Origin of the sequence: Corallococcus sp. CA041A, from assembly GCF_003612075.1 — a bacterium.
In the GTDB taxonomy this organism is placed as follows: domain Bacteria; phylum Myxococcota; class Myxococcia; order Myxococcales; family Myxococcaceae; genus Corallococcus; species Corallococcus exiguus.
In genome coordinates, this window is record NZ_RAWF01000163.1 from 1 (window position 1) to 23,401 (window position 23,401).

A 23,401-nucleotide genomic window follows, 5' to 3' on the forward strand; every position below is an offset into this window, starting at 1 on the left:
ATCCCGCCCTGCCCTCGCTCACCCTCCTCTTCGCCCTGCTCCTGCCGCTGTCCTACGCCGGCTATGAGGCGCTCGTCGCCCGACTGTGCCGCCAGCGCGCTACACTTCCCGGCGCCGGAGTGAGGTGGACATGGCGCCGCCAGGCCCGTCGGGAGGATGCACCGTGACAGTCGAGCGCGACCTCAACGAAGCGCTGCGCGCCTCCCGGGTGGAGCTGGATTCGGAGGCGGGCTTCGAGGAGTTGCTGGAGCTCGTGGAGCTCACGACCGGGGCCAAGGTGATTCGCACGGAGGAGGCCCTGGGCTTCCTCACGTTGGACCAGCCGGGGCCAGAGGTGATCCGCAGCGGCACCGTTGGAGAGCGTGGGCTGGTGGCCTGGGAGGCCCCGCGACGTGATGCGCGGGGCCTGGTGTTCTACGCCAACCTGGAGCGGCCAGACGGCGCGGACTTCGTGCGCATGCTGGTGGCTCCGGCCACGCGGACGATCTCCGTCGAGGTGATCGACGACGGATGGTTCGAGATCGCCGCGTATCTGGGTTGAGGGGGCTACCGGAACCACCCGAGCCCGGCCACCGCGTCACCGTCGTGCTCGTAGTACTCGACGACGACGGTGTGCTCACCGGCGCGCATCCAGCGCGCCTGCATGTAGTTGGTGGAAGATTGGTCCTTCCAGCCATTGATGATGCGGCTGCCATCCACGAAGACCCGGATGCCGTCATCCGCCTGGGCCAGGAAGAAGTACAGGCCCGTCGCGAAGTAGAACCGCCCCGTCCAGCGCACGGAGAAGTCATCCGGGCCCACGCCCTCCACGGGGCTGCCCGCCCACCAGTAGTTCGAGAGCGGTGCCCCCTCGCAGCGCACGATCCCCGGGACGCCCGCCAGCTCCCGGTTGGCGAAGTACTCCGCGCGGTACTGCCCGGCCGGGCACTCCGCGGGAGCGACGGATTCGAAGGAGGCCGTGACGCTCACGTCCTCCGTGCCCACCAGGAGGGTGTGCTCCGCGGCCCCGCCGTTGGACCAGCCGACGAAGCCTTGGTTGCCCTGGGGCGACGGCGCGAAGAGCGCGTGCGAGGAGCCCGCGACCACGGAGCGCACCAGCGGTGACGGGCTGGCAGTCCCGTCGAACACCACCTCCAGCCCGGGAGGCGACGTCTCCAGCGTCACCTGCACCTTCAGGGGCAACAGCGTCACCATCCGGCTGCCCGTCAGCCCCGCGGAGTCCGTCGCGGTCAGCGTCAGTTGGAAGCGCACGTCGTCGCCATGGTCCGGGATGGTGAAGGTCCCGCCAGGCCCCTGGCCTTCTTCATAGGGATGGGAATGGCACGCGCCCGGCGTGCAGTGCACCAGCGTGAGGGTCCACGCCATCCGGTCACCTGGGATGGCGCCGTCCTCCGCGTCGCTCGCCGAGCCCGCGAACGTCACCACGTCCCCCACCTTGAAGCGGAACGTCTCCGACGGCGCGTGGATGGACACCACCGGCGCCAGGTTCCCCACGGAGATGCGCACGGAGGCCGTGTGGCTGCCGCCATGTCCGTCGCTGACGGTCAGCCGGGCCACATGGAGGCCGGCCATCTCGTACAGGTGCTCCGGGTTCGCCACGCCTGACACGGAGTTGCCGTCACCGAAGTCCCACACGTACTGGAGCGTGTCGCCGTCCATGTCGCGGGAGCCGGCGCTGGAGAAGTACACCCGCAGGGGCGGCCCGCCTTCGCGCGGCGTCGCCGAGGCCACCGCGACCGGCGGCGTGTTGTTGGCCGGGTAGCGGATGCGGCGCAGCTCCCCCGCGAGGATGTCCACGAAGTGAAGCTGGGAGCCCGGCCCGCTGCTCAGGTCGACGACGCCGCCCGCCTCGGTGGCGAAGGGCGCCACGCTGTCCGGCACGAGCTGATCATTGGCATCCACCCGCAGCATCCGGATCCATTGCTGGGTGTAGTCCGCGAAGAAGTAGGCACCCCGCCACTGCGCCGGGAACGCCGGGTCCTGGATGAAGGCGCCGCCCGTGGATGTCTGGCCCTCGGCATGCGTCCAGGAATACAGCGGCGGCCGCACCGCGTCCGGCCCCTTGGCATACAGCGCCTGGCACACGGGCTTGGGCTCATAGCCGCGCTGGCGCCCCGGCCCCTCGTAGCAGGGCCAGCCGAAGTTCGCGCCGGGCGTCGCGACGTTGATCTCCTCGTGGTCGCCCCAGCCGACGTCTCCCACGTAGGGCGTGGCGGTGCCGGGCCGCAGGTTGAAGCGGTAGGGATTGCGCAGCCCCAGCGCCCACACCTTCGAGCGGTTGTCCTGGCCATTCCCGCTCCAGAACGGATTCGACGGCACACCCGCGCCGGTGCGCGAGACGCGCAGGACCTTGCCCGCCAGCGAGTCCGGGTCCTGCGCCCGCAGCGCGTCGTCATCCACCGCGTCAAAGCGGGCCCCGTCCCCCAGCGACACGAAGAGGGTGCCATCCGGCGCGAACCGGACGTTGCCCACGGAGTGCGACGCGCTGTCCGAGGGGATGCAGTCCGAGCCGGGAGGAAGGTCCTTGCAGGAGCCGGCCACCGCGGTGCCCAGCAGCACCGACTCGCTGTCAGGCGAGGCCGTGTCCCCTACCGCCGTGTACCGCGCCAGGCGCCCCGTCTTGGGCCCGTCGTCGTCCGTGGCGTCGTCGTCGTAGGTATAGAGCAGGTAGACGTAGCCGTTCTGCGCGAAGGCGGGGTCCACCGCGAGCCCCAGCAGGCCCCGGTCATGGTGGTTGTTCACCCGCGCGCTGACGTCGAGGAAGGGCGTGGCCACCAGGGCGCCGTCCTTGACCAGCCGGACCACCCCCGCCTTCTCCGCGACGAGGATGCGCCCATCCGGCAGGTGCGCGAATGTCGTGGGGTAGTGCAGGCCTCCCACCACGAGTTCGGACGAGAAGCCTCCCGGCAGCGCCCGCGCGGCGGGCCCTGGAGCCCTGGCCCCCGCCAGCAACACCCAGCCCAGCCCGAGGCAAAGACAGACGGCGAATGGATCCGGCCAGCGGCGCGGCAAGGACATGGGCCCCCTCCAACGGGTGCGAAAAGAGTGGGCGCAAGCTGGTGCCTCCACTCCTTCCCGCCATCCGTCCCGGGGCCATGGACCGCTGTCACCTTACGCTCGCCACCCCAGCCGAAGAGGGCCGAGCGCTCGCGGCCTCCCACGTCAGCGACGGGAGGTGCGCCCCCAGCGGAGCGTCAGTCCGGCATGACCCGTCGGCTGACGGCGGCCGTCCCTCACGTCGAACGGGAGCTCGATGCCGCCCTCCGCTCGCAGCTCGAGCGAGGGATTCAGCCGGTACGCCACGCCCAGCGAACCACCCGGCGCGACCATCAGGTGCGAGCCGCCGAGCTTGCCCTGGAAGACGGTGAGCGGGCCCGCGAAGGCCCCCATCAGTGAAGCGCCCCCGGTCAGGGTCCACCTGGCATTGAGCCGATAGTCGACCAGCGTCTGGCCTCCCAGACGGAAGTTGACGGGCTCCGTGCCGTTGTTGGTGACGGGCACGTACCAGACGCCCGCGCTCGGGGCGACCGACACGGTCCAGGGTGAGCGCTCCATGAGCCGATGCCGGGTCCCGAGCTCCAGGCCCAGCAGGGTGAGGCGTCCGCCCCAATCCCAGTTCTCGCCAGCGCCCTTGCGGAACGTGAGCTCGGGGTTGGGCAGATATGCCCGCTCCCGGCCGCGCTCGAAGGCAATCGTGTTCACGGAGACGCCCACTTCGGTCGTCCCCACCGGCGTCGTCGCCGCGCCCAGGTTCCGCGCGCCGCTCAGACAGCCGGGAGCGCAGAGGAGCAGCGCACCCATCCACAGGGCCCGCATGAAAGGCCTCGGCGTCATTGCGGCCATGCGAAGCGCACCCAGACCGGTTGGTGGTCGCTCCCGGAGGGACGCTTGTCCACGCCGCGCGCCACCGGAGTGAGCCCCCGGGCGAAGACCGAGTCGAGCGGCAGTCCGCCGATGACGGAGTCCACGGTGTCCCCCACCCCTTCGGAGGCCCACTGGAAGCCCCACTGCGAGAACAGCTTCACGGTCTGCGTCAGGCTCCCCGGGTCGGAGGTGTTGAAGTCGCCAGCGATGACCTGCGACTGCGCCGCGCCGTCGACCGCCTGGATGACGGTCTCCGCCTGATCCAGCCGCGCGCCCAGCCCGACGATGGGGGTCGCACCGTGCACGGAGACCACCTGGAAGGGAGTCCCCCGGATGTCCACCGTCGCGGCCACCCCGATGCGGTGTTGCTGGTGATACGGGTCGTCGTGGGGAAGGTTGATCTTCTGGTCCGCGGTGATGGGCCACCGGCTCAACACCGCGTTGCCGAAGTCATCACCGTCCTTGGCCACGGAGGCGGGGTAGTACACGTAGGACATCCCCAGCTCCCGGGCGATTCTCTCCACGGCGGGAGCGTCCATCTCCTGCATCGCGATGACGTCCGCCTCCGAGAGCGGAGGGCTCGACAGGGACGCAACCGCCTCGGTGACCTGCTCGGCGAAGGCGAGGTTGTACGTCACCACGGTGACCGAGGAGGGGTCCTCCACGGCGACGGGTTGCACGGGCCGGAAGTCCCCGCTGTAGCGAGGCCCATCCGCGTCGGAATAACCCGCCATGATGGGGCACCCGGTCAGGAAACCGAGCATCAGGAGCGCCCCCAGCCAGACGGCCGGCCGTGCTTTTTCGCATCGCAAGGACTGACTCATTCCGGCAACGAACGCCGCGCAACCCCCAAGACTTCCATGGGGATGAGGCCAATGCCTGCATGCTCGGGAGGGGACACAGTTCACCATTGGCTGGTGCGCACGCCTACCCTCCCCGCGAGCACGGCCTGGAATGCGCGCGCCAACTCTCGCGCGAGACCCGGGCCCCGTATTCGCGCTGGCCCACTGCCTCTATCTCTTCGCCTCGCGTGGCAGGCCGAAACCTTCCGCGCCCGCCGTCCTACCCGCGGTACCCACGAGGCAGCTGAATGAATCAGGAACAGTTCTCCATGCAGGGGCAGCAGATGTTCGCCGAAGCCCTCAAGGCTCGGATCGTCGACGCCGTGCACGAGCGCGTCGTGTCCGGCCTGGAGGAGCGGATCGGCTCGGAGATCCGCGAGCGCGTCGGCGACGCGATTCGCGGTGCGGTGCGTGAGCGCATGATGAACATGCCGCAGGGGGAGGGGGCCGGGACGCAGTTCGACACGGAGCAGATCGCCGAGGCCATCCACAACCGCCTCACCGACGTCATCCATGAGCGCGTCGTGAGCGGCGTGCACGAGCGCGCCCGCGAGGTGCTCCGGGAGCGGCTCGGCGAGGCGCTGCGCAGCGCCCTGGCCGAGAACTGGATGAGCATGCAGCAGGGGCACGGGCACTTCGACCCGCAGCGCATCGCCGAGCGCGTGCGCATCAAGCTGGAGGACGCCCTGCGCGACCGGCTGGGCACCGTCGTGCGCGAGCGCGTCCGCGACGCCATCCGCGAGCGGCTGGGCGAGGCGCTGCGCTCCGCGATGTCGGAGCGGAGGATGGGCATGGAGGGCTTCGGGATGGACCCCGAGCGCATCGCCGACACCCTCCGCACCCGGCTCGCCGACAACGTGTCCGAGCGCATCCACACCGTCGTGCGCGAGCGCATCCGTGAGGCGCTGAAGGAGCGGCTGACGGACATGCTGCGCTCCGCGCTGTCCGAGCGCCGGGTGCAGATGGGCCAGATCGACCCGGAGCGCCTCGCGGACACCCTCCGCGACCGCCTCGCGGACACCCTCCGCGAGCGCGTGCAGAGCGGCCTGCGTGAGCGCGTGCGCGACGCGCTGCGCGAGCGGCTGGGCGACGAACTGCGCGCCCGGATGAGCGAGCGCACCCAGGGCGTGATGGGCTTCCAGCCGCAGGGCGTGGGGATGATGGACCCCGAGCGCATCGCCGAGGCGCTCCGCGGGCGCCTGGTCGACGCGCTCCACGAGCGGCTGTCCAGCAACCTCCGCGAGCACCTGCAGGAGGCGCTGCGCGACCGGCTGGGTGACGCCCTCCGCGAGTCGCTGGGCGCCGTGGGCGGGATGGGTCACACCATGCGGGGCGGGTTCGGGGAGCAGCACATGGGCGGCTACCAGGCGCAGGGCCCGGGCCCGGTGGACACGGAGAGCCTCGTGTCCGCCATCCGCGAGCGCGTGGGTGAGGACCTCCGCGAGCGCATGGCGAACATGGTCCGCGACCGCGTCGCCGAGGCGGTGCGCAAGGAGCTGAAGAACGGCCCCGGCGGCAACCAGCCCCTGGCCTCCTGACGGGCACCTCGCCCTGGATTGAAAGCTCCCTCCCCTCCTCCATCGCTTCAGGAGGAGGTGGAGGGAGTTGCCGTCCGAGGACCGCGCCACCGCCGTCACGGACGCGGCTGGCGCTTTTCGAGCTGGGCCATGTAGAGCTTCCGCTCCTCGGAGAAGGCCTTCGCGACGCTGGGCCGCTCCAGCATGCGCGCGAAGTACGCGCTGAGCGCGGGCCACTTCTTCAGGTCGATGGGCGTCGCCACGCTCCAGCCGAGCACCGTCGCCAGGTACGCGTCCGCGACGCTGAAGCGCTCCATGAGGAACTCACGTCCGGTGAGGTGCTTCTCCAGGTAGGCGAGCCGGCCGGTCCCCTTCTCCAGCGCATAGCTCCGGGCGCCTTCGGTCGACGACGCGTCGAGGAGCGGGGAGAACGTCGCCTTGTGCAGCTCGGTCCCGATGAAGGACAGCCACTGCTGGAGCCGCATACGCCCCCGGCTGTCGGCCGGCGCGAGGTCCGCCTGGGGCAGCGCCCCGGCCAGGTATTGCAGGATGGCGGCATTCTCCGTGAGCACGTCCCCTTCGTCGGTGCGGAGCGCGGGGACGAGCCCGAGCGGATGCACCTCCAGGTAGTTGCTCCCATCGAGCGTGCGCTTCGTCTTCGAGTCGACCTCGATGTACGTCGCCTCCGTGCCAGCCTCGTAGAAGCAGATGCGGGTGGCGGCGGAGCAGGACAGGGGAGAGAAGTAGAGCTGCATGGGATGTCCTCCAGGACGTCGAGCGGGGGCCTTCGCGGCAAGAAGCGAGGGCCACTCTCCGCCTCCGGATGGGATGCGTCCAACGCATCGTTGGCATAGACTCGATGCATGGAAGACATTGCCCCGCCCTCCCCCCGCCTCGACGTGCGCGACCTGCGCGTGGTGCTGGCCCTGGCCGCCGCCGGAACGACGGCCAGGGCCGCGGCCGCGCTGCATCTCACGCAGCCGGCGGTGAGCCGCGCGCTGCTCGCGGCGGAGGAGCGGCTGGGCGCGCGACTCTTCGACCGGACCCCGCGCGGGCTCGTGCCCACGCCTGCGGGGCAGGAGCTCGTCGCGGGCGCCACGCGGATCCTCGTGGAGCTGGGCGACCTGGAGCACCGGGTGCGCGCGCCGGTGGCCCCGTCCATCCGCCTGCGCCTCGTGTGCGAGTGCTACACCGCCTATCACTGGCTGCCGTCCGCGCTGGTGACGCTGCGCAAGAGCCTGCCGGGCCTCCACCTGTCCCTGGCGGTGGAGCACACCCAGGACCCCGTCCCCGCCCTGGTGGCCGGAGAGCTGGACGTGGCGCTCCTGACGACGTCGACCGTCCCTCGCGCCGGGCTGGAGAGCCGGCCGCTCTTCTCCGATGAGATCATCTTCGTGGTGGCCGCGTCGCACCCGTTGGCGTCCCGCCGTGCGCTCACCCGGGAGGACCTCCGCGAGCACACCGTTCTCACGGGGCAGACGCCCGCGGCGGAGTCGCACTGGTTCATGACGCAGGTCTTCGGCCGCGAGCGGCCCCGGCTCCGCGTGGAGCGGCTGCCACTCACGGAGGCCATCCTCGACGTGGCCCGCGCGGGCCTGGGCGTCGCCGTGCTCTCCGAGTGGATCTCCACCCCGCACCTGGGAAAGGGCGACCTGGTCGTGAAGCGGCTCGCGTCCGGCCCCTTGCGGCGGCCCTGGCGGATGGCCTGGAGGAAGGAGGTCGGAGACTCCGCGCTCCGCCTCCTCGCCGCGCTCGAGTCCACGGTGCCTCGGGGACTCGCGGTGGGGTAGCGTGCCGTGGCTGTCCGCAGCGGTGCCACACCACTCCCAGAGGTGTCTATGATTGACTTCGTGAAGAAGGCGGGAAAGACCTTGCTCGCCGTTGCCACGGGCGCTGTCTTGTCATTCAGCGCCACGCAAGCCCTTGCCACGCCTCCCGATGCTCCGGCGCCGTATGAATGTTCCGCCTGCATCGAGCAGTGCATCGAAATGGGCTTCAGCTCTGGCTGGTGCACCCGCACGGAGTGTTACTGCCATTGAGATTCTCCGGCGGCCCGGTGGCGCCCTCCGACTTCGTGCGCGACAACCTTCCGCGGTGGGCGGGACAGGACGCCACCACGCGGACGCTCGTAGCGCGGCTGCTCGAAACGTGGCCAACGCTGGCGGACACGCGGGTGCTGGGCAACCGCTCCTACTCGCTGGCGCTTCGCGCCACGGACAACGCGGGCAACGTCCAGACGAGCACCCGCAACCTCATCGTCGACAACCAGCTGCCCACGTCCATCCTCACCTCGCCCGCCAACGGGGCGGTGGTCAGCGGCAATGTCACGCTGACGGCCAACGCGAGCGACACCCAGGCGATGCTCCAGGTCATCTTCGAGATCGACGGCGTGGCGACGTACTTCGTCGAGGCCAGCCCGTACACCCGGACCTGGAACACCGCGGGCCTGTCCGGTACGCACACGATTGTCGCCATTGCCTCTGACCGCGCGGGCAACAGCCGGCGCAGCAACGCGGTGACGGTGACCGTGCCCTGAGCTGAGTGAGACGGGCATCCGCCCTGCGCGGATGCCCGGCCTCCGGGTGAGACGTCGTCAGTAACCCTGGTCGGCGGGACACCAGTTCAATGACAGGCATCCGGGATTGGCTGCCGGTCAGGGCATGGGGCCGGGAGCGACCTCCGCTGCCGCGGCATCCAACCGCAGCGTCCGAGTCACCCGCGTGCCCTCGTCCAGGCCCTCTCCAAAGGGCACCGGCATGCTGTCCTCCGGGCGCGCGGGCAGCCCCTGCGTCACCGACGCAGGCACCGCGTAGGTGTGCTCGCCCACCCTCACGGTGGGGCTGCCGCTGGCCGTCATCTCCAGCTCCAGGTCGAAGCCGTCGGCGGACGGACCCCAGTAGCGAAACAGCACGCCCTGGGCCGCGTTGCGAGTCCGCAGCGTGTCGCCCGGGGTCTGCTGGCCCGCGAGCCGCGCTGAAAGCACCGCGTCCCCGGGCAACACCTGCACATCCACGAAGGCCGCGTCCGGGCGGGACGGGGTGATGTGGAGCGACACCTTCCGGCGCCCACCCTCCCCTGCCTCCAGCCGCGATTCGACCTCGGGCCCCCGCACGTCCTCCCCTGGCGCCGGCGCGGGCGCGTTCCAGAAGGGCCCCTTCACCTCCGGCAGCGCGTCCATGGCCTCCCGCTTCGGGTCGCCGCCCAGGTACGCACGCGTCCAATCATTGAGCACGGGATCCGAGGACACCCAGCGCGCCGTCCTGGCGTCCGCGTCCACCAGATACAGCAGGCCCGTGGGACGCGGGTTTCGCGCGTCGAAGCGCTGCCCCACGGCGAGCGACACCAGCAGGCCCAGGCCCAGCAGCGCGGCCCCGCCCGAGACCCACGGAAGCCCACGGCCCGCCAACCACAGCCAGCCCGGCGCGAGTAGACAGATGCCGAGCATCAACAGGTCGGAAGGCACCGCGGCCCGCTCCAAAGGCAACACGGTGTAGAAAGTGGCCAGCACGTTCGGCAGCAACAGCAGGAGCGGCAGCGCCGCCAGCCCCCACAGCGGCACGTGCCATCGAGGGAGTGGCTCCGTCCCCCGGCCTCCCAGCCACAAGAGCAGCAGGACCATGCCCGCCAGGGGCCAGAGGAACAGCGCGCTCGCGCCCGGCAACACGATGCTCACCGCGATGCAGATCACCGCCCACGGCACGCATCCGCCCGCCGCCAGCTCCATTACCGGCGCGCGCCGGCGGAGGTACAGCCCGACGCCCATCGCCGCCATCACCCACAGCACCACCGCGAGGATGAAGCGCGAGTTGTCCTGCGTCTCCGACCGGCTGAGGGCGCGGAAGCCGGGCTGGAGGGCGCGCAGCAGCGGCCACGCGAGCCGCGCGAGGCTGCTGGCCAGGAAGCCCACGAGCAACAACACCAGCGACTCCCGCAGCATGGCCCACAGGCGCAGCTGCTTGCGCTGGCGCGCTCGGAAGATGGCGAACACGAACAGACCGCCCCAGACCACCGTCAGCGGAACGGCCCAGGACCGGGGGTAGTGGACGCGCAGTGGCCCCGCGTTGAAGAAGATGAGCTCCTCGCCCTCCGGCACGGACGCCTCGCGGGAGATGCGCCGCGTGAGCGCGAGCAGCGTGTCGCCCTGCTGTTGGAGGAGTCCGTTGGAGACGGCGTCCACGGTCTCCTTGCGTGAGTGGTAGGCCTGCGTGCCCTCCACGTTGGCGAAGTTCAGCCCCTGCCAACCGCCCTGCCGCAGCGCCGTGAAGTCCGTGGCGTTCTTCATCCGCTGATACACGGCCGTGAAGAGCGAACCGGCCCCGATGTCCGGGGCCTCCTCGCCGAGCCTGCGCACGAGCCAGCCGCCGCCCGGGGAGACCTCGAACATCAGGAGCGGCCCCGCGTTGCCGCGCGCGTCCACGTTGAGGACCACGCCCGATTCGCGGGCCCAGGGGTGCGAGGCCGCGAAGGCCGTGCTGCCCAGCAGGTGCTGCTCCTCCGCGTCCGTGAAGAGGAACAGCACGTCGCCCGCGAGCGCCGGCCCCTGCTGGAGCGCCCGCGCCACCTCCAGGATGGACGCGACGGCGGCGCCGTTGTCGGACGCACCGGGCCCCGTGGGCACGGAGTCGTAGTGGGCCACCAGCATCACGGCCGTGCCCTTCGCGCTGTCCTTCGCGCGCAGCCGGCCCACGACGTTCTCCACGTTCGCGGCGGGCCGGGGGATTCCCTGTGCGGGCGCGAAGACGGGCTCGCGTTGGATTTGAACCTCCGCGCCCACGTCGCGCAGGCGCGCTTGCAGATAGTCGCGCACCTCCGCGTGCCTCGGCGTGCCGAGGGCGTGGGGCTCAGCGCCAATGAAGCGCAGGTGTTCCCGGGCGCGCTCGGCGGAGAACCGCTCCCCGGGCGCGGAGGCGGGCACCGGCTCTGGCAGGGGGCTTCCGCGCAGCACCAGGAGGATCACGCCCAGGCCGAGCACCGCGGTCACCCACCGTGCTACCGACGACGCGCGAGAGGAGGCACTCCGGTCCAGGCCCGCGGTCGGGGCGGTGTCGCTCATGTTTCAATCCTTCAAGGGCGCCCACCCGTTCGGGGGCCGCGGGGGGTTCGCGGAGTCCCCGTCGAAGGGGGTGTCCATCGCGCGGGCACTCTACGTCACCCGGAATCCGGCGGACACGCCGCCGTGGCCGGCGGAAGGCACTGCTGCGCCTCCGTGCTCAGCGCCTCCGCAGCCACGAGAACAGCGTGGCGCCGCGCCGCTCCAGGTCCTGGCCCTGAAGCGGATTCTGCGCCACCCATTCGAGGTAGCCCTCCAGGTCGCCCCGGGCCTCATCCAGCGAACGGCAACCGGCGACCACGTCCAGCAGGGCCTGTTCCGCTCGCTCGACGTGGCTCTGGGAGGAGTCCGACAGCTCTTGCACGGTCGTGTCCTCGATCCCAAGCGCCGCCACCGGTGCAAGGGATTCCACGAGAGGCTTCGCACCGGGCGTGACGAAATGAACCCGCTCGGTGGGACCCTGGACCTCGAACTTCACCAGCCCGGTCGGGAGCGACTTCTTCCGGTACACGAAGTATTCGAGTCCGCCCCCCTTCGGAGGCCACTGCGTCGGCAACACGGGAGCAAGCTCCGCGCCCACCATGCCCTGCCCCAGTTCCTCACGCGCCTGATCCGCGAGGGCACCGGCGGGCCTGGGTGAGGCGCACGTGTCGTCCATCGGTTTCATCGATTGCGCTCCCTTCGCCTGCTCCGGCGCCTTCTGACGCACGTCCTGCTTCTGCGTCCGCTCCGCACACCCGAGGAGCGGCAGCACCCACAGGAGCCGTGCGACGAATGATGCGAGCCTCATACGTTCTTCACGAGCTTCTTGCGCTCAGCCTCGGTCTTCTTGCGGAGGTCCTCGGTCGTGAAGCTGGAGGGATACTCCCCCGCGAAGGCCAGGAAGTCCGTGTCCTTGACCGAGGCCTTCCGCGCCTTGTTGTTGAGCGCGGTGAGCAGCTCATCGGCGGTGGGCTTCATCACGGTCTTGTCGAGGTAGGGATCCATCACGTACCCGAGCTTTGGCGAATTCTTGGTGATGGCGTCGCGAAGGTTCCACACCTTGATCTCTTCCCCCTTCTTCACGCGGGTGTTGTTCGCGGCGGTGGCAAGGGTCTGGACCACCGTCGCCACGTCCAGGTTGTAGACCACGAACGCATGGTCGATGTTCGCGTTGCCTGTGAAGACCGCATGGGAGACCTGCGCCCCAGGGGATTTGATGATGTCCGCGAGCACGGAGAATGAAACCTGGGCGTGCTCACCGCAGTGCCCGGAACCATATTGCAGCGCCAGCGCCGCGCTCTTATGGACGTTGAACCCGTAGGTGCTGCCAATCTCCCGGAGGAAGCTGACCGGCGATGACACCCATGTCGACTGGTGCAGGGTTCCAAAGAGGTCGGAGAGCAGCCGCTGGTGCCGTTCCGTCTTGAGATCCTCTCGTGCCTGGCCCCAGTGGTTCGCGGTCACCACCAGGCCATCGATGTCGTCTCGAAGATCCGTGGCCAGCACCACCGCGCTCTTTCCCTTGTGGCGGCTGACGAGGCCGGCACGGAACTGCTCTCCCCGGGCCATGTCCGTGTAGTTGACCAGGTAGGCCATCACGTTCTGTCGCCAGAGCTTGATCTCCGGCTTGCCGGAGGCCGCATCGGTCCCCAACCGGGCGATCTTGGACCAATCCATGGCGACGAGCTTGCGCATGGCTTCCCTGCGGACGGCGTCGATGCCCGTCAGGAAGTCCAATTCGAAGGTGAGCGTGACCGCTGGCGGCTTGCCCGCGGGCCCCGGCTTCACGTCACTCTTCACCAGACGGCACGGCAGCGCCTTCAACGACTGGGTCGCCGTCTTGTAGCCGATGGTGATCTTCCCGGATGGCACGGCGTGGGTGAAGGTATCGAGGATGGCCTTTGAATCGCTCGGGTTCGCCAGGTTGTTCGAGGCGGGCCCGGTGAGGGTCATCTGCTCCAACAGCGCGTCGAAGAAGCGCGCATAGGTGAAGGTCAGGTCGATGGTGCAGTTTGCCTTCGTCCCCGCGGCGACGAGGTCCTCAAGGCCGAGGCCCGAGGTGGGCGCGGTCGTGAAGGTGTTCAGCGTGTCATTGAAGAACCGCTGCCCCTTCGCCGCCTTTCGAGTCAGCGCGAGGGTCTTCGCGCTCGTCGCGGCCGTGATGGTGAATTCGGTCACCGACTCGTTGGCGAGCGTGTACGGGAACTTCTTGAGGGTCGTGCTGATGGCGTTGGCGACGGTCTCGCCTTGCCACGTCAGGATGACCGCCGGGGACAGGTTTCCAGGGTAGTTGATGATGCCCATGACGGTCTTCCCTCCCGCTCACACCAGCGGATCCGTGTCGACAGACGCGGGGACCTCGGGGGGCCAGATTCCTTCGGTTCGGTACGTCAAATCGAACGGCTCCAGGAACGACCAGGGATCCGAAGGGTTGACCGCCTTGACCACGGTCATCTGCGTCTGGAAGGAGTCGGCCAGGACATCCACCCCCGGCGCCGGAGGCGTGGCGTCCACGAGCTGGACCACCGACACGCGGGCCTGGTCGTTGAACCTCGACCAGGGAGTCGACTTCTCGCGAGGAGTGGACTCGAGCGCGGCGAGACGGTCCAGCATCCACTGTGGCTTATCATGAGGCATCACGTGGCTCCGTCAGGCGGAAGGCGCGGATGCTCGAACCTACACGCATCGGGCAGTGCCGTGCGAGGGCCCGGAAACGCGAGGTTCCGGGCCCTTCGTCGCTTAAATCGTCTTCTTCCCCGGCAGGTCGAAGCGGTCCAGGTTCATCACCTTGGTCCACGCGGCGATGAAGTCCTGCACGAAGTGCGCTTCGCCGTCGCGGGCCGCGTAGACCTCCGCCAGCGCGCGCAGCTGCGAACTCGAGCCGAAGACGAGGTCGGCGATGGTCGCCGTCCAGCGCAGGTCGCCCGTGGCACGGTCGCGGCCTTCGAACAGGTTCGGCGTCTTCTCCGAGCGCTTCCACGCGGTGCGCATGTCGAGCAGGTTCACGAAGAAGTCCGGGGTCAGCTTGCCCGGGCGCTTCGTGAACACGCCGTGCTGCGTGTGGCCGTGGTTGGCGTCCAGCGCGCGCAGGCCGCCCACCAGTGCCGTCATCTCCGGCGCGGTGAGCGTGAGCAGGCTGGCACGGTCGATGAGCGCGGCGGTGGTCGTCGCTTCGGCCCCCGCGCGGACGTAGTTGCGGAAGCCGTCCGCCGCGGGCTCGAGCACCAGGAACGACTCGACGTCGGTCTGCTCCTGGGACGCGTCCATGCGGCCCGGCGTGAAGGTCACGGCGACCTTGTGGCCGGCGTCGCGCGCGGCGGCCTCGACGGCCGCGGTGCCGCCCAGCACGATGAGGTCCGCCAGAGACACCCGCTTGCCGCCGCGCTGCGAGCCGTTGAACTTCTGCTGGATGGCTTCGAGCTTGCCGAGCACCTTCGCGAGCTCGGCGGGCTCGTTGGCCTCCCAGTCCTTCTGCGGCGCCAGGCGGATGCGCGCGCCATTCGCGCCGCCGCGCATGTCGCTGCCCCGGAACGTCGTCGCCGAAGCCCAGGCCGTCTTGACCAGCTGCTGCACCGACAGGCCGGAGCCGAGCAGCTCGGCCTTGAGCGCGTCGATGTCCGCGGCGTCGACCAACGGATGGTTGGCGGCCGGAATCGGGTCCTGCCAGAGCAGGTCCTCCTTCGGCACCAGCGGGCCCAGGTAGCGCGACCTGGGACCCATGTCGCGATGGGTCAGCTTGAACCAGGCGCGGGCGAAGGCGTCCGCGAACTTCGCCGGGTGGGCCATGTAGTCGCGGGAGATGCGCTCGTAGACGGGGTCGAAGCGCAGCGCCAGGTCGGCGGTGGTCATCATGGGCGCGTGGCGCTTGCCGGCCACGTGCGCGTCCGGCACGGTGCCGTCGCCGCTCTTGCCCACGGGCTTCCACTGCTGCGCGCCGGCCGGGCTCTTGGTCAGCTCCCACTCGTAGCCGAACAGCGTCTCGAAGTAGGTCATGTCCCACTTCGTCGGCGTGGGCGTCCACGCGCCCTCCAGGCCGCTGGTGGTGGCGTGCTCGCCGACGCCGCTCTCGTAGGTGCTCTTCCAGCCCAGCCCGAGCTCCTCCACGTTCGCGCCCTCGGGTTCCGAGCCGACATGGTGCACCGGGCCGGCGCCGTGGCACTTGCCGAAGGTGTGGCCACCGGCGACGAGCGCGACGGTCTCCTCGTCGTTCATCGCCATGCGCGCGAACGTGTCGCGGATGTCGCGGGCGGAGCCGACCGGATCCGGCTTGCCGTTCGGGCCTTCCGGATTGACGTAGATGAGGCCCATCTGCACGGCCGCCAGCGGGTGCGCGAGCTCACGTTCGCCGCTGTAGCGCTCGTCGCCCAGCCAGGTGGACTCCGGGCCCCAGTCAATGGAGTGCGGCTCCCAGATGTCCTCCCGGCCGCCGCCAAAGCCAAACGTCTTGAGGCCCATGGAGTCCAGCGCCACGTTGCCCGTGAGGATCATCAGGTCGGCCCAGGACAGCTTGCGGCCGTACTTCTGCTTGATGGGCCACAGCAGGCGGCGCGCCTTGTCCAGGTTGCCATTGTCCGGCCAGCTGTTGAGGGGCGCGAAGCGCTGCTCACCCGAGCGCGCGCCGCCGCGGCCGTCGAAGATGCGGTAGGTGCCCGCCGCGTGCCACGCCATGCGGATGAAGAACGGGCCGTAGTGGCCGTAGTCCGCCGGCCACCAGTCCTGCGAGTCAGTCATCAACGCGTGCAGGTCCTTCACCACCGCGTCGAGGTCGAGCGTCTGGAACTCCGCTGCGTAGTTGAAGTCCTCGATCATCGGATCCGACAGCGAGGAGTGCTGGTGCAGCATCGCGAGGTTGAGCTGGTCCGGCCACCACTGCGTGTTCGTCCGTGCGCGACGGGGGCCGTGCGCGACGGGGCACTTCGATTCGTCGTTCATGCGGGTCTCCTAAGCGGGGGGCGCCGTGTACCGAAACCGTAGGTCGGCGTCGCGATCGCCGGATTCCGGCCCTCCGGTTGGGTTTGACGGCCGTTCGCTACCGAACCCAACTTCCGCGCCGAGCGCCTGTGGCGGACGGTTCGCTCATGGCAGCATGGGGAGGACCGGGAGACCCTGCCCATGACGGTGGACCTGCGAATCGCCTCGTACAACATCCTGGCGGATGCCTACATCAAGCCCGAGTGGTTCCCGCACACGCCCGCGGACCTGCTCCGGCCACGAAGCCGCCACGCGCTGCTGACCCGCCGCATCGTGGGGCTGGACGCGGACATCGTCTGCCTTCAGGAGGTGGAGCCTGACAGCTTCGCCGCGCTCCAGGATGCTCTGGAGCCGCACGGCTACCTGGGGGTGATGGCCCAGAAGCAGCAAGACCGCCCCGATGGCTGCGCGGTGTTCCACCGCCTGGGAACGAGTCTGGGCCACCGGGCCCACTACTTCAGGGACCGGCTGGAGGACGGACGCATCTCCGGGCACCTGGCCCTGGTCGTGGACTTCGACGTCGGCGGAGAGCGGCTGCGCGTGGCTTGCACGCACCTGCGCTGGGACCGGACTGACAGACCGGTGGAGCAACACCAGGGCATGCAGGAGGCCACCGAGCTGATCGACGAACTGATCCGCAAGGACCCGGAGGCCTTGTGGGTCGTGTGCGGTGACTTCAATGCCCGGCCCGGAGAGCCGCTGGTCCAGGCGTTCGAAGCGGCTGGACTGCGGGATGCCTACGCGAGGCGGCATCAGCCAACCTGCAACGCGAACGGCATCCCCAAGTCCATCGACTTCCTCTTCCATTCAACCGCGCTGCGAGCCCAACCCGACGCGTTGCCAGCGCTGGAGGAGCAAACGCCCATGCCCTCGGAGCAAGAGCCCTCCGACCACCTGCCCATCTCCGCGCGGCTGCTGCGCTGATGTGCCGCTGCAGATGGGCGCCCCCGGAAGAAGCGCCCATCCGCCGTGGAGCCTCAGTAGGCGCTGAAGCTCGCGAACTCGCCCGGGCGGAACGACCGCAGCGTGCCGAGCCAGATCTGCTGGCCGGTGCAATCCGCCGTCCGGTAGGCGATCACGTTCTCGAAGTTGCTCCACCCCACCAGGGTGCCAGCGGTGGCCGGGAACGCATGGCACTGGCCGTCGGGGACCGGGAAGTTCGCCACGGGCGTCACGAAATTGCCGCTGTAGAACGTCAGGCCCGACTCCCAGTCGGTCGCGGACTCGGCGAACGCGGCACTGGATGAGATGGCGATGCCCGCGACGGTGGCGACGGCAAGAGCAGCACGAAGAGCGGTTCTGCGCATGGCGATATCCTCCCAAGACTGGATTGTCTTTGAATCGAAGAATATCGAGAATGACTTGCAATATCGAGAAACCCGCTCACACCCGCAGTAGGTCCGCTGAAGCGGATCAGCAGACATGCTTGATGCGCTACTTCAGGTTGGCGATCTCCTCCGGGGTGAGCTGCCGGTAGCCCGGCAACTTCGTGAGGTCCACGCCGGGCTTGAGGATGACGTGCTCCATCGTCCCGTACGGGTCCTGGAGGATGTCCTCGGGGCGGATGCGGACCTCGATGACGATGCGCTTCGTCGCCTGGTCGCGACCCGCCTTGAGGCCCGGCGCCTGGTTCGCGTACGTCAGCGCCGCGCTCTTGCTGTCGCTGAGCATCTGCCCGCCCTGGGCCCCCTTGTACGTGCCCTGGAGCTGTGCGCCCTCCTGGACGCGGATGCCCCGGTAGAAGACGGCTTCGTTGCCGCCGAACTTCTCGCGGAAGAGCCGCTGGATCTCCTTGGGATCCGTTACCACCCGGCCGACACCGACCTTCGCCTTGCCCGCCACGTCGCGGACCGCGTTGGACATGACGACGTCCGCCGAGTCCCGCCCCACCTGCCGCTCCAGCAGCGACAGCAGCGCTTCGACCTGCTTCGGGTCCTTGGACGCCGCCGCGGCGAGCAACGCCTCCGGGGAGCCGAAGGCCTCGCGGAGCACGGAGTCCTTCAACTTCCCCAGCGTCGCGCGCACCCGGGCATCACCTCCGGCGTCCTCCACCGAGCGCAGGTAGGCCGCGCGCAGGGCCGCACCGTCCACCTCTTCGTTGGCGTACGCGCGCATCACCTTGCGCAGGTCCGTCACGGCGGTGTCGACGCTCTTCGTGCCCTGGGTCGCGGCCTGGGACAGGCCCCGGCGCTCGACGTCCACGATGCGCCCGGCCAGCGCATCGCTCACGTCGGGCAGCGTCTTCAGCTCCTTCTCCAGCTTCCCCAGGTCCTTCGCCTTGGACATGCGGAAGGCCTTCACGGCGTCCAGGAGCGGGCCCGCGGCGGCCAGGTCTAAGCCCGTCTCCACCACGGCCATCACCACCTCGGCCATGGACGGATCATCCTTCAAGAGGCCCGCCCCGTGGGCCGCGTCCTGCACCATGTAGTCCTGCGCCTTGCGGACCACCTGCGCGGCGCCAATGCCACCCGCCAGGATGATGGGCAGCACCGCCGCGCCCCCGGGGATGAGTCCGACGGCGAGCCCCATCGCGGACAGGCCCAGGTCGATGAGCTTCTCGTTGCGCTGGATCTCCGCGCCCCGGTCGTTGATGACCAGGTCCTGCACGGAGCCGGGCTGGATGCCCTGGAGCTGCTTGGAGGACTTCATCAGCACGTCGAAGCCGTAGATGAGGCTGGGGTCCTGCTCGATGTTGCTCCGCGTCTTCTGGATGTCCTGCCGGCGCGTCGCGAGGTGCTTCTGGATGAGGGCCTGGATGCCCTCCGGACGGGCCTGCACCAACGTGCGCAGGTCCAGCTTCTCGTCGCGCAGGAGCGGGTGGTCCCGGGCGATCCGGTTCGCCTCCTCGCGCGCCTGGGCGCGGAAGGACCGTGCCTCGTTCCTGGCCTCCTCGGCCTGCCGGAGGAGCTGCGGCGGTTGCAGTCGCGGCGAGTCCACGGCGCCCTGCTTCAGGGTGGCCGCCGTGGTTTCAGCCTCGACGGCCTTGGCCTCGTACTCGCGCGCCTTCGCCAGGCGCTGGTAGAGGTCCTGGGCCACGGCCGGGTCCTGGTACTTGTTCTGCAATTCGTAGAGCGAGTGGTCGGTCCGGGCCATCAGATCCTTCGCCACCGACACGGTCTCCTTCTCGAAGGAGGTCCGGTAGTCACTCAGCAGGCCCCGGAACTCCTCGATGCTGGAGATGCCGTGCCGCTGCAGCTCCGAGGCGAGGTTGGCCCTCATCCCATCCAGCTTGTTCAGATGCTGGGTCAGCTCGTTGGAGTCCTCCGCCGCCAGGGCCGGAGGGTTGTTCGTCCGGTAGTCGTACGCCTTGAGCTCCTCGTAGAGGGCGGCGGTCCCTTCGAGCCGCTTCGAGTAGCCATCGAGCGCCTCCAACCCCTGGAGCCGCTCCGCGCGGTCGGCCCGGTAGGAGTCGATGGACTTGTCCAACGCGGCCCAGTCCGACGTGGTGCCGGTGGTCTTGCTCAGGTAGTCCGCCAGCTCCAGCGGGGACAGCTTCGACAGCGCCTCCGCGGCACGCAGGGCGGACGCATAGTCCTTGGGCGCCGGTGCGCCCTCCTTGAAGAGGATGTCGCGCACGTGCGGAGGCACGTTCTTGAAGAGCTCCTTCGCGAGCAGGTCTCCCTCGATGTTCTTCAGGTAGGCCTTGTCCTGGGGCGTGCCTCGGTAGATGCCGTTCGTGCGCGACTCGAACTCTTTGTTGGCCTCGCTCTTGAGGCGCTTCTTGTCGCCCGGCGGCAGACCATTGAGCAGCCCGTCCACGGCCTTCTCGTCCTTCGGACTCAAGGGCTTGAGCGAAGCGTCCGTGACGTTGATCTCGTAGAAGGCTCCGTTGCGAATGGCGTCCGTGATCTCAGGCGTGCCGTTGGTCCAGCCCACCTCCTTGGCGGCCACCATGGCCTCGGCGCGCGTCCGGTCCACGCGGTTGTACTGCATGGCGAACTGGACGAGCAGCTCCCCGGGCGTGAGCCCCTTGCGCTGCTGGGCGGACAGGCCGGTCAGCTTGATGCGGAACGGAATGGAGACACCGCCGGCCTGGGGCGTCTTCTGGACGCCGCCGGTGCTGATGGCGCGCATGACCAGGGACGACGACGTCGGGGCTTCCGCGAGCGGAGCGGCGGGAGCCGTCCCCGTGAGGTTGGGGCCTCGCGACGTGGGCGTGGCGGCGAAACTGTCCCGGCTCGCGTAGGAGAGCGGGGCCCGTTGCACGGGCGCCGGAGTGGCCGGACGGCTGGGAACCGCCGTGGGCCCCGTCCCCAGCGATGTCGGAGCGCGGAAGGTGCTGGCGGCGGTGGTGCTTTGAATCCCCATGGTGTGCCCATCCCCCTCGACGAGCGCGAAATCCGCGCCCACCAGAGGGATGTCACCCCGCTGAATTCTTTTGCATTTCCCCGGCGAAAAACCGCCGGCGCCCTACCCCGCCACGGCCTCCACGATGCTGAGCGCGGCGGGCGTGGCGATGACGCGCGAGAGGCGCAGGCCCGCCTGGGCGAAGAGCTTGCGGAAGTCCTCCTCGGTGCGCTCCCGGCCCGGGAGCGAGGCCAGCATCATCACGTCGAGCACCTTGCCCCCGTGCGGCGCGCTCCCCGGTGGAATGACCGTGTCCACGACCAGCACCCGGCCGCCCTCGGCCATCGCGCGGCGGCAGTGGCGCAGGATGTCCGCGCACACCTCATCGCTCCAGTCGTGGAGGATGCGCTTGAGGACATACGCGTCCGCGCCGGAAGGCACCGTCTGGAAGAAGTCCCCTGCCACCAGCTCGCAGCGCTCGGAGAGCCCCTCCGAGGCGATGCGTGCCTCGTCCAGGACGTGCTGGTGGTCGAAGAGCACGCCTCGGACTGACGGCCAGGAGCGAAGCACCTCGATGAGGAAGCCGCCGTGGCCTCCGCCCACGTCCACCACCTGGCGGCAGGCACTGAAGTCATGGCTTCGGGCGATGGGGCCGTTCTCCAGGTCGGACAGGCTGGACATGCCCCGGTGGAAGGTGGCACCCGCCGCCGCGTTGCTGGCGAGGTGGTCGAAGAAGGGCTTGCCGAAGATGCGCTCGAAGGCGTTCGTCCCGGTCCGCACCGTCTGCGTGAGCGCGCCGGTCGGTGCCCAGAAGATGTCCTGCGTGAGCATCAACACCGCGCTGCGCAGGGAGCCGGGGGCCTGGGTGCGCAGCAGGTCGGACGCGGGGGTGAGCGCGAAGTTGCCATCACCGTCCTCGGAGAACACGCCAGCGCTCGCCAGCAGCCGCAGCACCCGGTACAGCGACGCCGCATCCGCGCCCACGTCTTCCGCGAGCCGGGCCGCGCTCTTCGGGCCCTGCTCCAGGTGGTCCGCCACCCCCAGCTCCGCTGCCGTGGCCAGCGCGCCGGAGACGATGAAACCAAAGCCAAGGTCGACGATGAGCTGCGCCGGATGGACGGTCGGTGAGGTCATCTCCGGGTCGTACTCTCGGTCAAATCCAGACGTCAATCCACCGGAGGAAAAGGCGGCGCCGGCCCGAGTGGTTCAAGCGTGCAAGGTGTCTTCGAGGGTTGAGTCTTCACCTGGGTCCCCATGGGTCATTGCTTCACTTGCATTCCCATGCCTCGTATTGAGCACACTGGCTGCTCAGCGGTGCATCCTGGATTTGCAATGAAAAGACTGCCAACATCCAGGGCCGTGCAATGCACTGCCGGGACTCGATGGCGCATGAGGTGGCGACGGACCCAGAGCAATTGCAGCCAAGCAATGCGACAGAGCGGCGTTGCCGTCAGGATTGAAGGATAGGGGGAGTGTATGCCTGCAACCCATCACCTTGCCGTCGTGGCTGTTGACAAGCGGGGGGTCGCGCTCACGGTGCGCACCGTGACACTGACGTCGGGCCTGTCCGTGAGACGGGCCGTTGTTGCCGCAGACGGCGCGCGCTTCGCGCTGAGCGGACTGAACCCAGGGAAGCACGAGGTGTGCCTCTCCTTTTCAGACCGGCCGGACTTCGTCCTTCCTCTTACCTTCGTGAAAGAGGCGGACGGACCGGTGCCCACGTTCTCGCACCCTGCTCCCTTCTGCTGCCCGACCATTCGAAAGACTGTCGAATCCGCCAAAGGCACGGCGAAGACCGTCTTCACCTTGACCCTTACCCTGGCCAAGGTCCACTCCGAGGTCATCCTTGTCGCAGGGTGGGACTACAGTGGAGGTGCGAATAACGTCGCCTACTGCGAAAGCTACCGCGAGGATCTCTACGCGGGGACCACGCATAGGACGGGGACGAAGAAGACCATCCCCAAGCGAATTGACGATACCACCGTCGTCACTGTCTTTGACTTCAAGTCCGGAGAGCGGAGCCGGGCTGTGAAGAGCGCATCCGGATGGTTCGAAGTGGATCGCGTACTCCAGGGAAAGGTGAAGACGCATCTGGGAAAATTCAAAGTCGCGGCAAACGTGCAGAAGCGGCACGACGACGATTCCATCTCCATCAGGCACATCTACGACTACGTTAGCGAGCTTGGCACCAGGGCGCCGGGGGCGCTGCGGGAGTTCCACATCTTCTCGCACGCATGGGCAGGTGGGCCCCTCCTCGTCGAAACCTACGAGGACGCTGCGTACGAGACGGTCGTGCACCGGGACCCTCGTGACAAGGACCCCCGGTTCAAGGACTTCGCCCCTGTCAACATGCCTCGACTGAAGGACTTCAGGGCAGCCTTCGCTGCCGATGCCATCGTCAAGGTCTGGGGCTGCCTGGCGGTCGATGATTATCGCAACCTGGTTCGCGCATTGTCCCTGGTCAGGACTGACACTGAGAAGGTCACCGTTCCCGCTTTGGATGGGACCATGACTCCCATGGCGGCCGCGGATGCGAAGAAGTACCTTCGGAACGACATCCTGAAGTTCAACTACATGTCCAAATTGTCCGCTGCTCTTGGAGGCCGCGTGAAGGTCTATGGTGCGCCTCCCGGAATGGGAGCTAATCTCCGTGCCATTCCTGTCGGCAAGAAGGTCTTCAATTACATGTACGTGGATGGCGCTACATATAAGCGCGAATACGACTTCTTCAAGAAGACCATGAGATTGGTGATCGATGACACCGGGTATCTCCTTTTCTGATTCCGGCACGCGGATCAGGCGGGTTCAGGCGTGGCTGCGCGTGGGGATGGCCATGGTGCTGCTCCTGGCTGTCCCGGCCTGTCAGGAGCCGACCCGGGGTACCGGGG

18 protein-coding genes are annotated in these 23,401 nt (G+C 68.8%); 6 read left to right on the forward strand and 12 right to left on the reverse strand.

The features are described from left to right. Positions 1-163 precede the first annotated feature (163 nt). Positions 164-541, forward strand: a complete 378-nt coding sequence (locus tag D7V77_RS26320; RefSeq protein ID WP_233597242.1) for a hypothetical protein — start codon at positions 164-166, stop codon at positions 539-541. A 5-nt stretch (positions 542-546) separates the two neighbouring features. On the opposite strand, the gene D7V77_RS26325 is transcribed toward D7V77_RS26320, so the two are convergent. From D7V77_RS26325 to D7V77_RS26335, 3 genes are all read right to left on the reverse strand, one after another. After that, positions 547-3,018, reverse strand: a complete 2,472-nt coding sequence (locus D7V77_RS26325; protein ID WP_120579057.1) for a PQQ-dependent sugar dehydrogenase — start codon at positions 3,016-3,018, stop codon at positions 547-549. Between the two features lie 144 nt (positions 3,019-3,162). Next, positions 3,163-3,816, reverse strand: coding sequence for a hypothetical protein (locus D7V77_RS26330; protein WP_233597243.1), 654 nt, complete (start codon positions 3,814-3,816; stop codon positions 3,163-3,165). 14 nt (positions 3,817-3,830) lie between these two features. After that, entirely contained in the window at positions 3,831-4,628 is a 798-nt protein-coding gene (locus D7V77_RS26335) for an endonuclease/exonuclease/phosphatase family protein (protein ID WP_233597244.1), read from the reverse strand. Positions 4,629-4,954: 326 nt separating this feature from the next. On the opposite strand from D7V77_RS26335, the gene D7V77_RS26340 reads away from it, so the two are divergent. Then, a complete protein-coding gene (locus tag D7V77_RS26340; protein ID WP_120579059.1) occupies positions 4,955-6,244 on the forward strand; it encodes a hypothetical protein in 1,290 nt (429 codons plus the stop codon). 95 nt (positions 6,245-6,339) lie between these two features. Here the strand turns inward: D7V77_RS26340 and D7V77_RS26345 are convergent, their stop codons facing one another. Then, the gene (locus D7V77_RS26345; protein WP_120579060.1) at positions 6,340-6,978 is read right to left on the reverse strand and encodes a glutathione binding-like protein; all 639 of its coding nucleotides are present in this window, start codon (positions 6,976-6,978) and stop codon (positions 6,340-6,342) included. A 108-nt stretch (positions 6,979-7,086) separates the two neighbouring features. Between D7V77_RS26345 and D7V77_RS26350 the strand changes: the two genes are divergently transcribed. Together D7V77_RS26350 and D7V77_RS43860 are read left to right on the forward strand one after the other, a co-directional pair. Next, positions 7,087-8,013: a LysR family transcriptional regulator gene (locus D7V77_RS26350; protein ID WP_120579061.1), complete on the forward strand. Its 927-nt coding sequence runs from the start codon at positions 7,087-7,089 to the stop codon at positions 8,011-8,013. Positions 8,014-8,258: 245 nt separating this feature from the next. Further along, positions 8,259-8,759 (forward strand): Ig-like domain-containing protein, encoded by a 501-nt coding sequence (locus D7V77_RS43860; protein ID WP_233597245.1) that lies wholly within the window; start codon positions 8,259-8,261, stop codon positions 8,757-8,759. Between the two features lie 117 nt (positions 8,760-8,876). Here D7V77_RS43860 and D7V77_RS26360 read toward each other — a convergent pair whose 3' ends face one another. From D7V77_RS26360 to katG, 5 genes are all read right to left on the reverse strand, one after another. Next, entirely contained in the window at positions 8,877-11,276 is a 2,400-nt protein-coding gene (locus D7V77_RS26360; protein ID WP_120579062.1) for a M20/M25/M40 family metallo-hydrolase, read from the reverse strand. Between the two features lie 157 nt (positions 11,277-11,433). After that, entirely contained in the window at positions 11,434-12,063 is a 630-nt protein-coding gene (locus D7V77_RS26365) for a hypothetical protein (protein ID WP_120579063.1), read from the reverse strand. Further along, complete coding sequence (locus D7V77_RS26370; RefSeq protein ID WP_120579064.1) at positions 12,060-13,559, reverse strand: hypothetical protein; 1,500 nt, start codon at positions 13,557-13,559, stop codon at positions 12,060-12,062. Before D7V77_RS26370 ends, D7V77_RS26365 begins: the two co-directional genes overlap by 4 nt. Before the next feature lie 18 nt (positions 13,560-13,577). Next, positions 13,578-13,868, reverse strand: a complete 291-nt coding sequence (locus D7V77_RS26375; RefSeq protein WP_120579065.1) for a hypothetical protein — start codon at positions 13,866-13,868, stop codon at positions 13,578-13,580. Positions 13,869-13,994: 126 nt separating this feature from the next. Continuing rightward, the gene (gene katG, locus D7V77_RS26380) at positions 13,995-16,187 is read right to left on the reverse strand and encodes a catalase/peroxidase HPI (RefSeq protein WP_120579066.1); all 2,193 of its coding nucleotides are present in this window, start codon (positions 16,185-16,187) and stop codon (positions 13,995-13,997) included. 180 nt (positions 16,188-16,367) lie between these two features. Between katG and D7V77_RS26385 the strand changes: the two genes are divergently transcribed. Further along, positions 16,368-17,150 carry an endonuclease/exonuclease/phosphatase family protein gene (locus tag D7V77_RS26385; protein WP_120579067.1) on the forward strand — a complete coding sequence of 261 codons (783 nt, stop codon included), beginning with the start codon at positions 16,368-16,370 and terminating at the stop codon, positions 17,148-17,150. Positions 17,151-17,203: 53 nt separating this feature from the next. Here D7V77_RS26385 and D7V77_RS26390 read toward each other — a convergent pair whose 3' ends face one another. The 3 genes from D7V77_RS26390 to D7V77_RS26400 form a co-directional block, all read right to left on the reverse strand. After that, positions 17,204-17,533, reverse strand: a complete 330-nt coding sequence (locus D7V77_RS26390) for a hypothetical protein (RefSeq protein WP_120579068.1) — start codon at positions 17,531-17,533, stop codon at positions 17,204-17,206. A gap of 127 nt (positions 17,534-17,660) precedes the next feature. Continuing rightward, positions 17,661-20,534 carry a hypothetical protein gene (locus tag D7V77_RS26395; RefSeq protein ID WP_147452166.1) on the reverse strand — a complete coding sequence of 958 codons (2,874 nt, stop codon included), beginning with the start codon at positions 20,532-20,534 and terminating at the stop codon, positions 17,661-17,663. 102 nt (positions 20,535-20,636) lie between these two features. Then, positions 20,637-21,647 carry a methyltransferase gene (locus D7V77_RS26400; RefSeq protein ID WP_120579070.1) on the reverse strand — a complete coding sequence of 337 codons (1,011 nt, stop codon included), beginning with the start codon at positions 21,645-21,647 and terminating at the stop codon, positions 20,637-20,639. Between the two features lie 342 nt (positions 21,648-21,989). Here D7V77_RS26400 and D7V77_RS26405 point away from each other — a divergent pair, with 342 nt between their 5' ends. Continuing rightward, positions 21,990-23,294, forward strand: a complete 1,305-nt coding sequence (locus D7V77_RS26405; RefSeq protein WP_120579071.1) for a hypothetical protein — start codon at positions 21,990-21,992, stop codon at positions 23,292-23,294. The last annotated feature ends 107 nt before the right edge of the window (positions 23,295-23,401 follow it).

Bases quoted from the DNA above. Each gene is read 5' to 3' on its own strand.
- D7V77_RS26325 (WP_120579057.1), bottom strand. From the start codon at position 3,018: ATGTCCTTGCCGCGCCGCTGGCCGGATCCATTCGCCGTCTGTCTTTGC.
- D7V77_RS26330 (WP_233597243.1), bottom strand. From the start codon at position 3,816: ATGCGGGCCCTGTGGATGGGTGCGCTGCTCCTCTGCGCTCCCGGCTGT.
- D7V77_RS26335 (WP_233597244.1), bottom strand. From the start codon at position 4,628: ATGCTCGGTTTCCTGACCGGGTGCCCCATCATGGCGGGTTATTCCGAC.
- D7V77_RS26340 (WP_120579059.1), top strand. From the start codon at position 4,955: ATGAATCAGGAACAGTTCTCCATGCAGGGGCAGCAGATGTTCGCCGAA.
- D7V77_RS26345 (WP_120579060.1), bottom strand. From the start codon at position 6,978: ATGCAGCTCTACTTCTCTCCCCTGTCCTGCTCCGCCGCCACCCGCATC.
- D7V77_RS26350 (WP_120579061.1), top strand. From the start codon at position 7,087: ATGGAAGACATTGCCCCGCCCTCCCCCCGCCTCGACGTGCGCGACCTG.
- D7V77_RS26360 (WP_120579062.1), bottom strand. From the start codon at position 11,276: ATGAGCGACACCGCCCCGACCGCGGGCCTGGACCGGAGTGCCTCCTCT.
- D7V77_RS26365 (WP_120579063.1), bottom strand. From the start codon at position 12,063: ATGAGGCTCGCATCATTCGTCGCACGGCTCCTGTGGGTGCTGCCGCTC.
- D7V77_RS26370 (WP_120579064.1), bottom strand. From the start codon at position 13,559: ATGGGCATCATCAACTACCCTGGAAACCTGTCCCCGGCGGTCATCCTG.
- D7V77_RS26375 (WP_120579065.1), bottom strand. From the start codon at position 13,868: ATGCTGGACCGTCTCGCCGCGCTCGAGTCCACTCCTCGCGAGAAGTCG.
- katG (WP_120579066.1), bottom strand. From the start codon at position 16,187: ATGAACGACGAATCGAAGTGCCCCGTCGCGCACGGCCCCCGTCGCGCA.
- D7V77_RS26385 (WP_120579067.1), top strand. From the start codon at position 16,368: ATGACGGTGGACCTGCGAATCGCCTCGTACAACATCCTGGCGGATGCC.
- D7V77_RS26390 (WP_120579068.1), bottom strand. From the start codon at position 17,533: ATGCGCAGAACCGCTCTTCGTGCTGCTCTTGCCGTCGCCACCGTCGCG.
- D7V77_RS26395 (WP_147452166.1), bottom strand. From the start codon at position 20,534: ATGGGGATTCAAAGCACCACCGCCGCCAGCACCTTCCGCGCTCCGACA.
- D7V77_RS26400 (WP_120579070.1), bottom strand. From the start codon at position 21,647: ATGACCTCACCGACCGTCCATCCGGCGCAGCTCATCGTCGACCTTGGC.
- D7V77_RS26405 (WP_120579071.1), top strand. From the start codon at position 21,990: ATGCCTGCAACCCATCACCTTGCCGTCGTGGCTGTTGACAAGCGGGGG.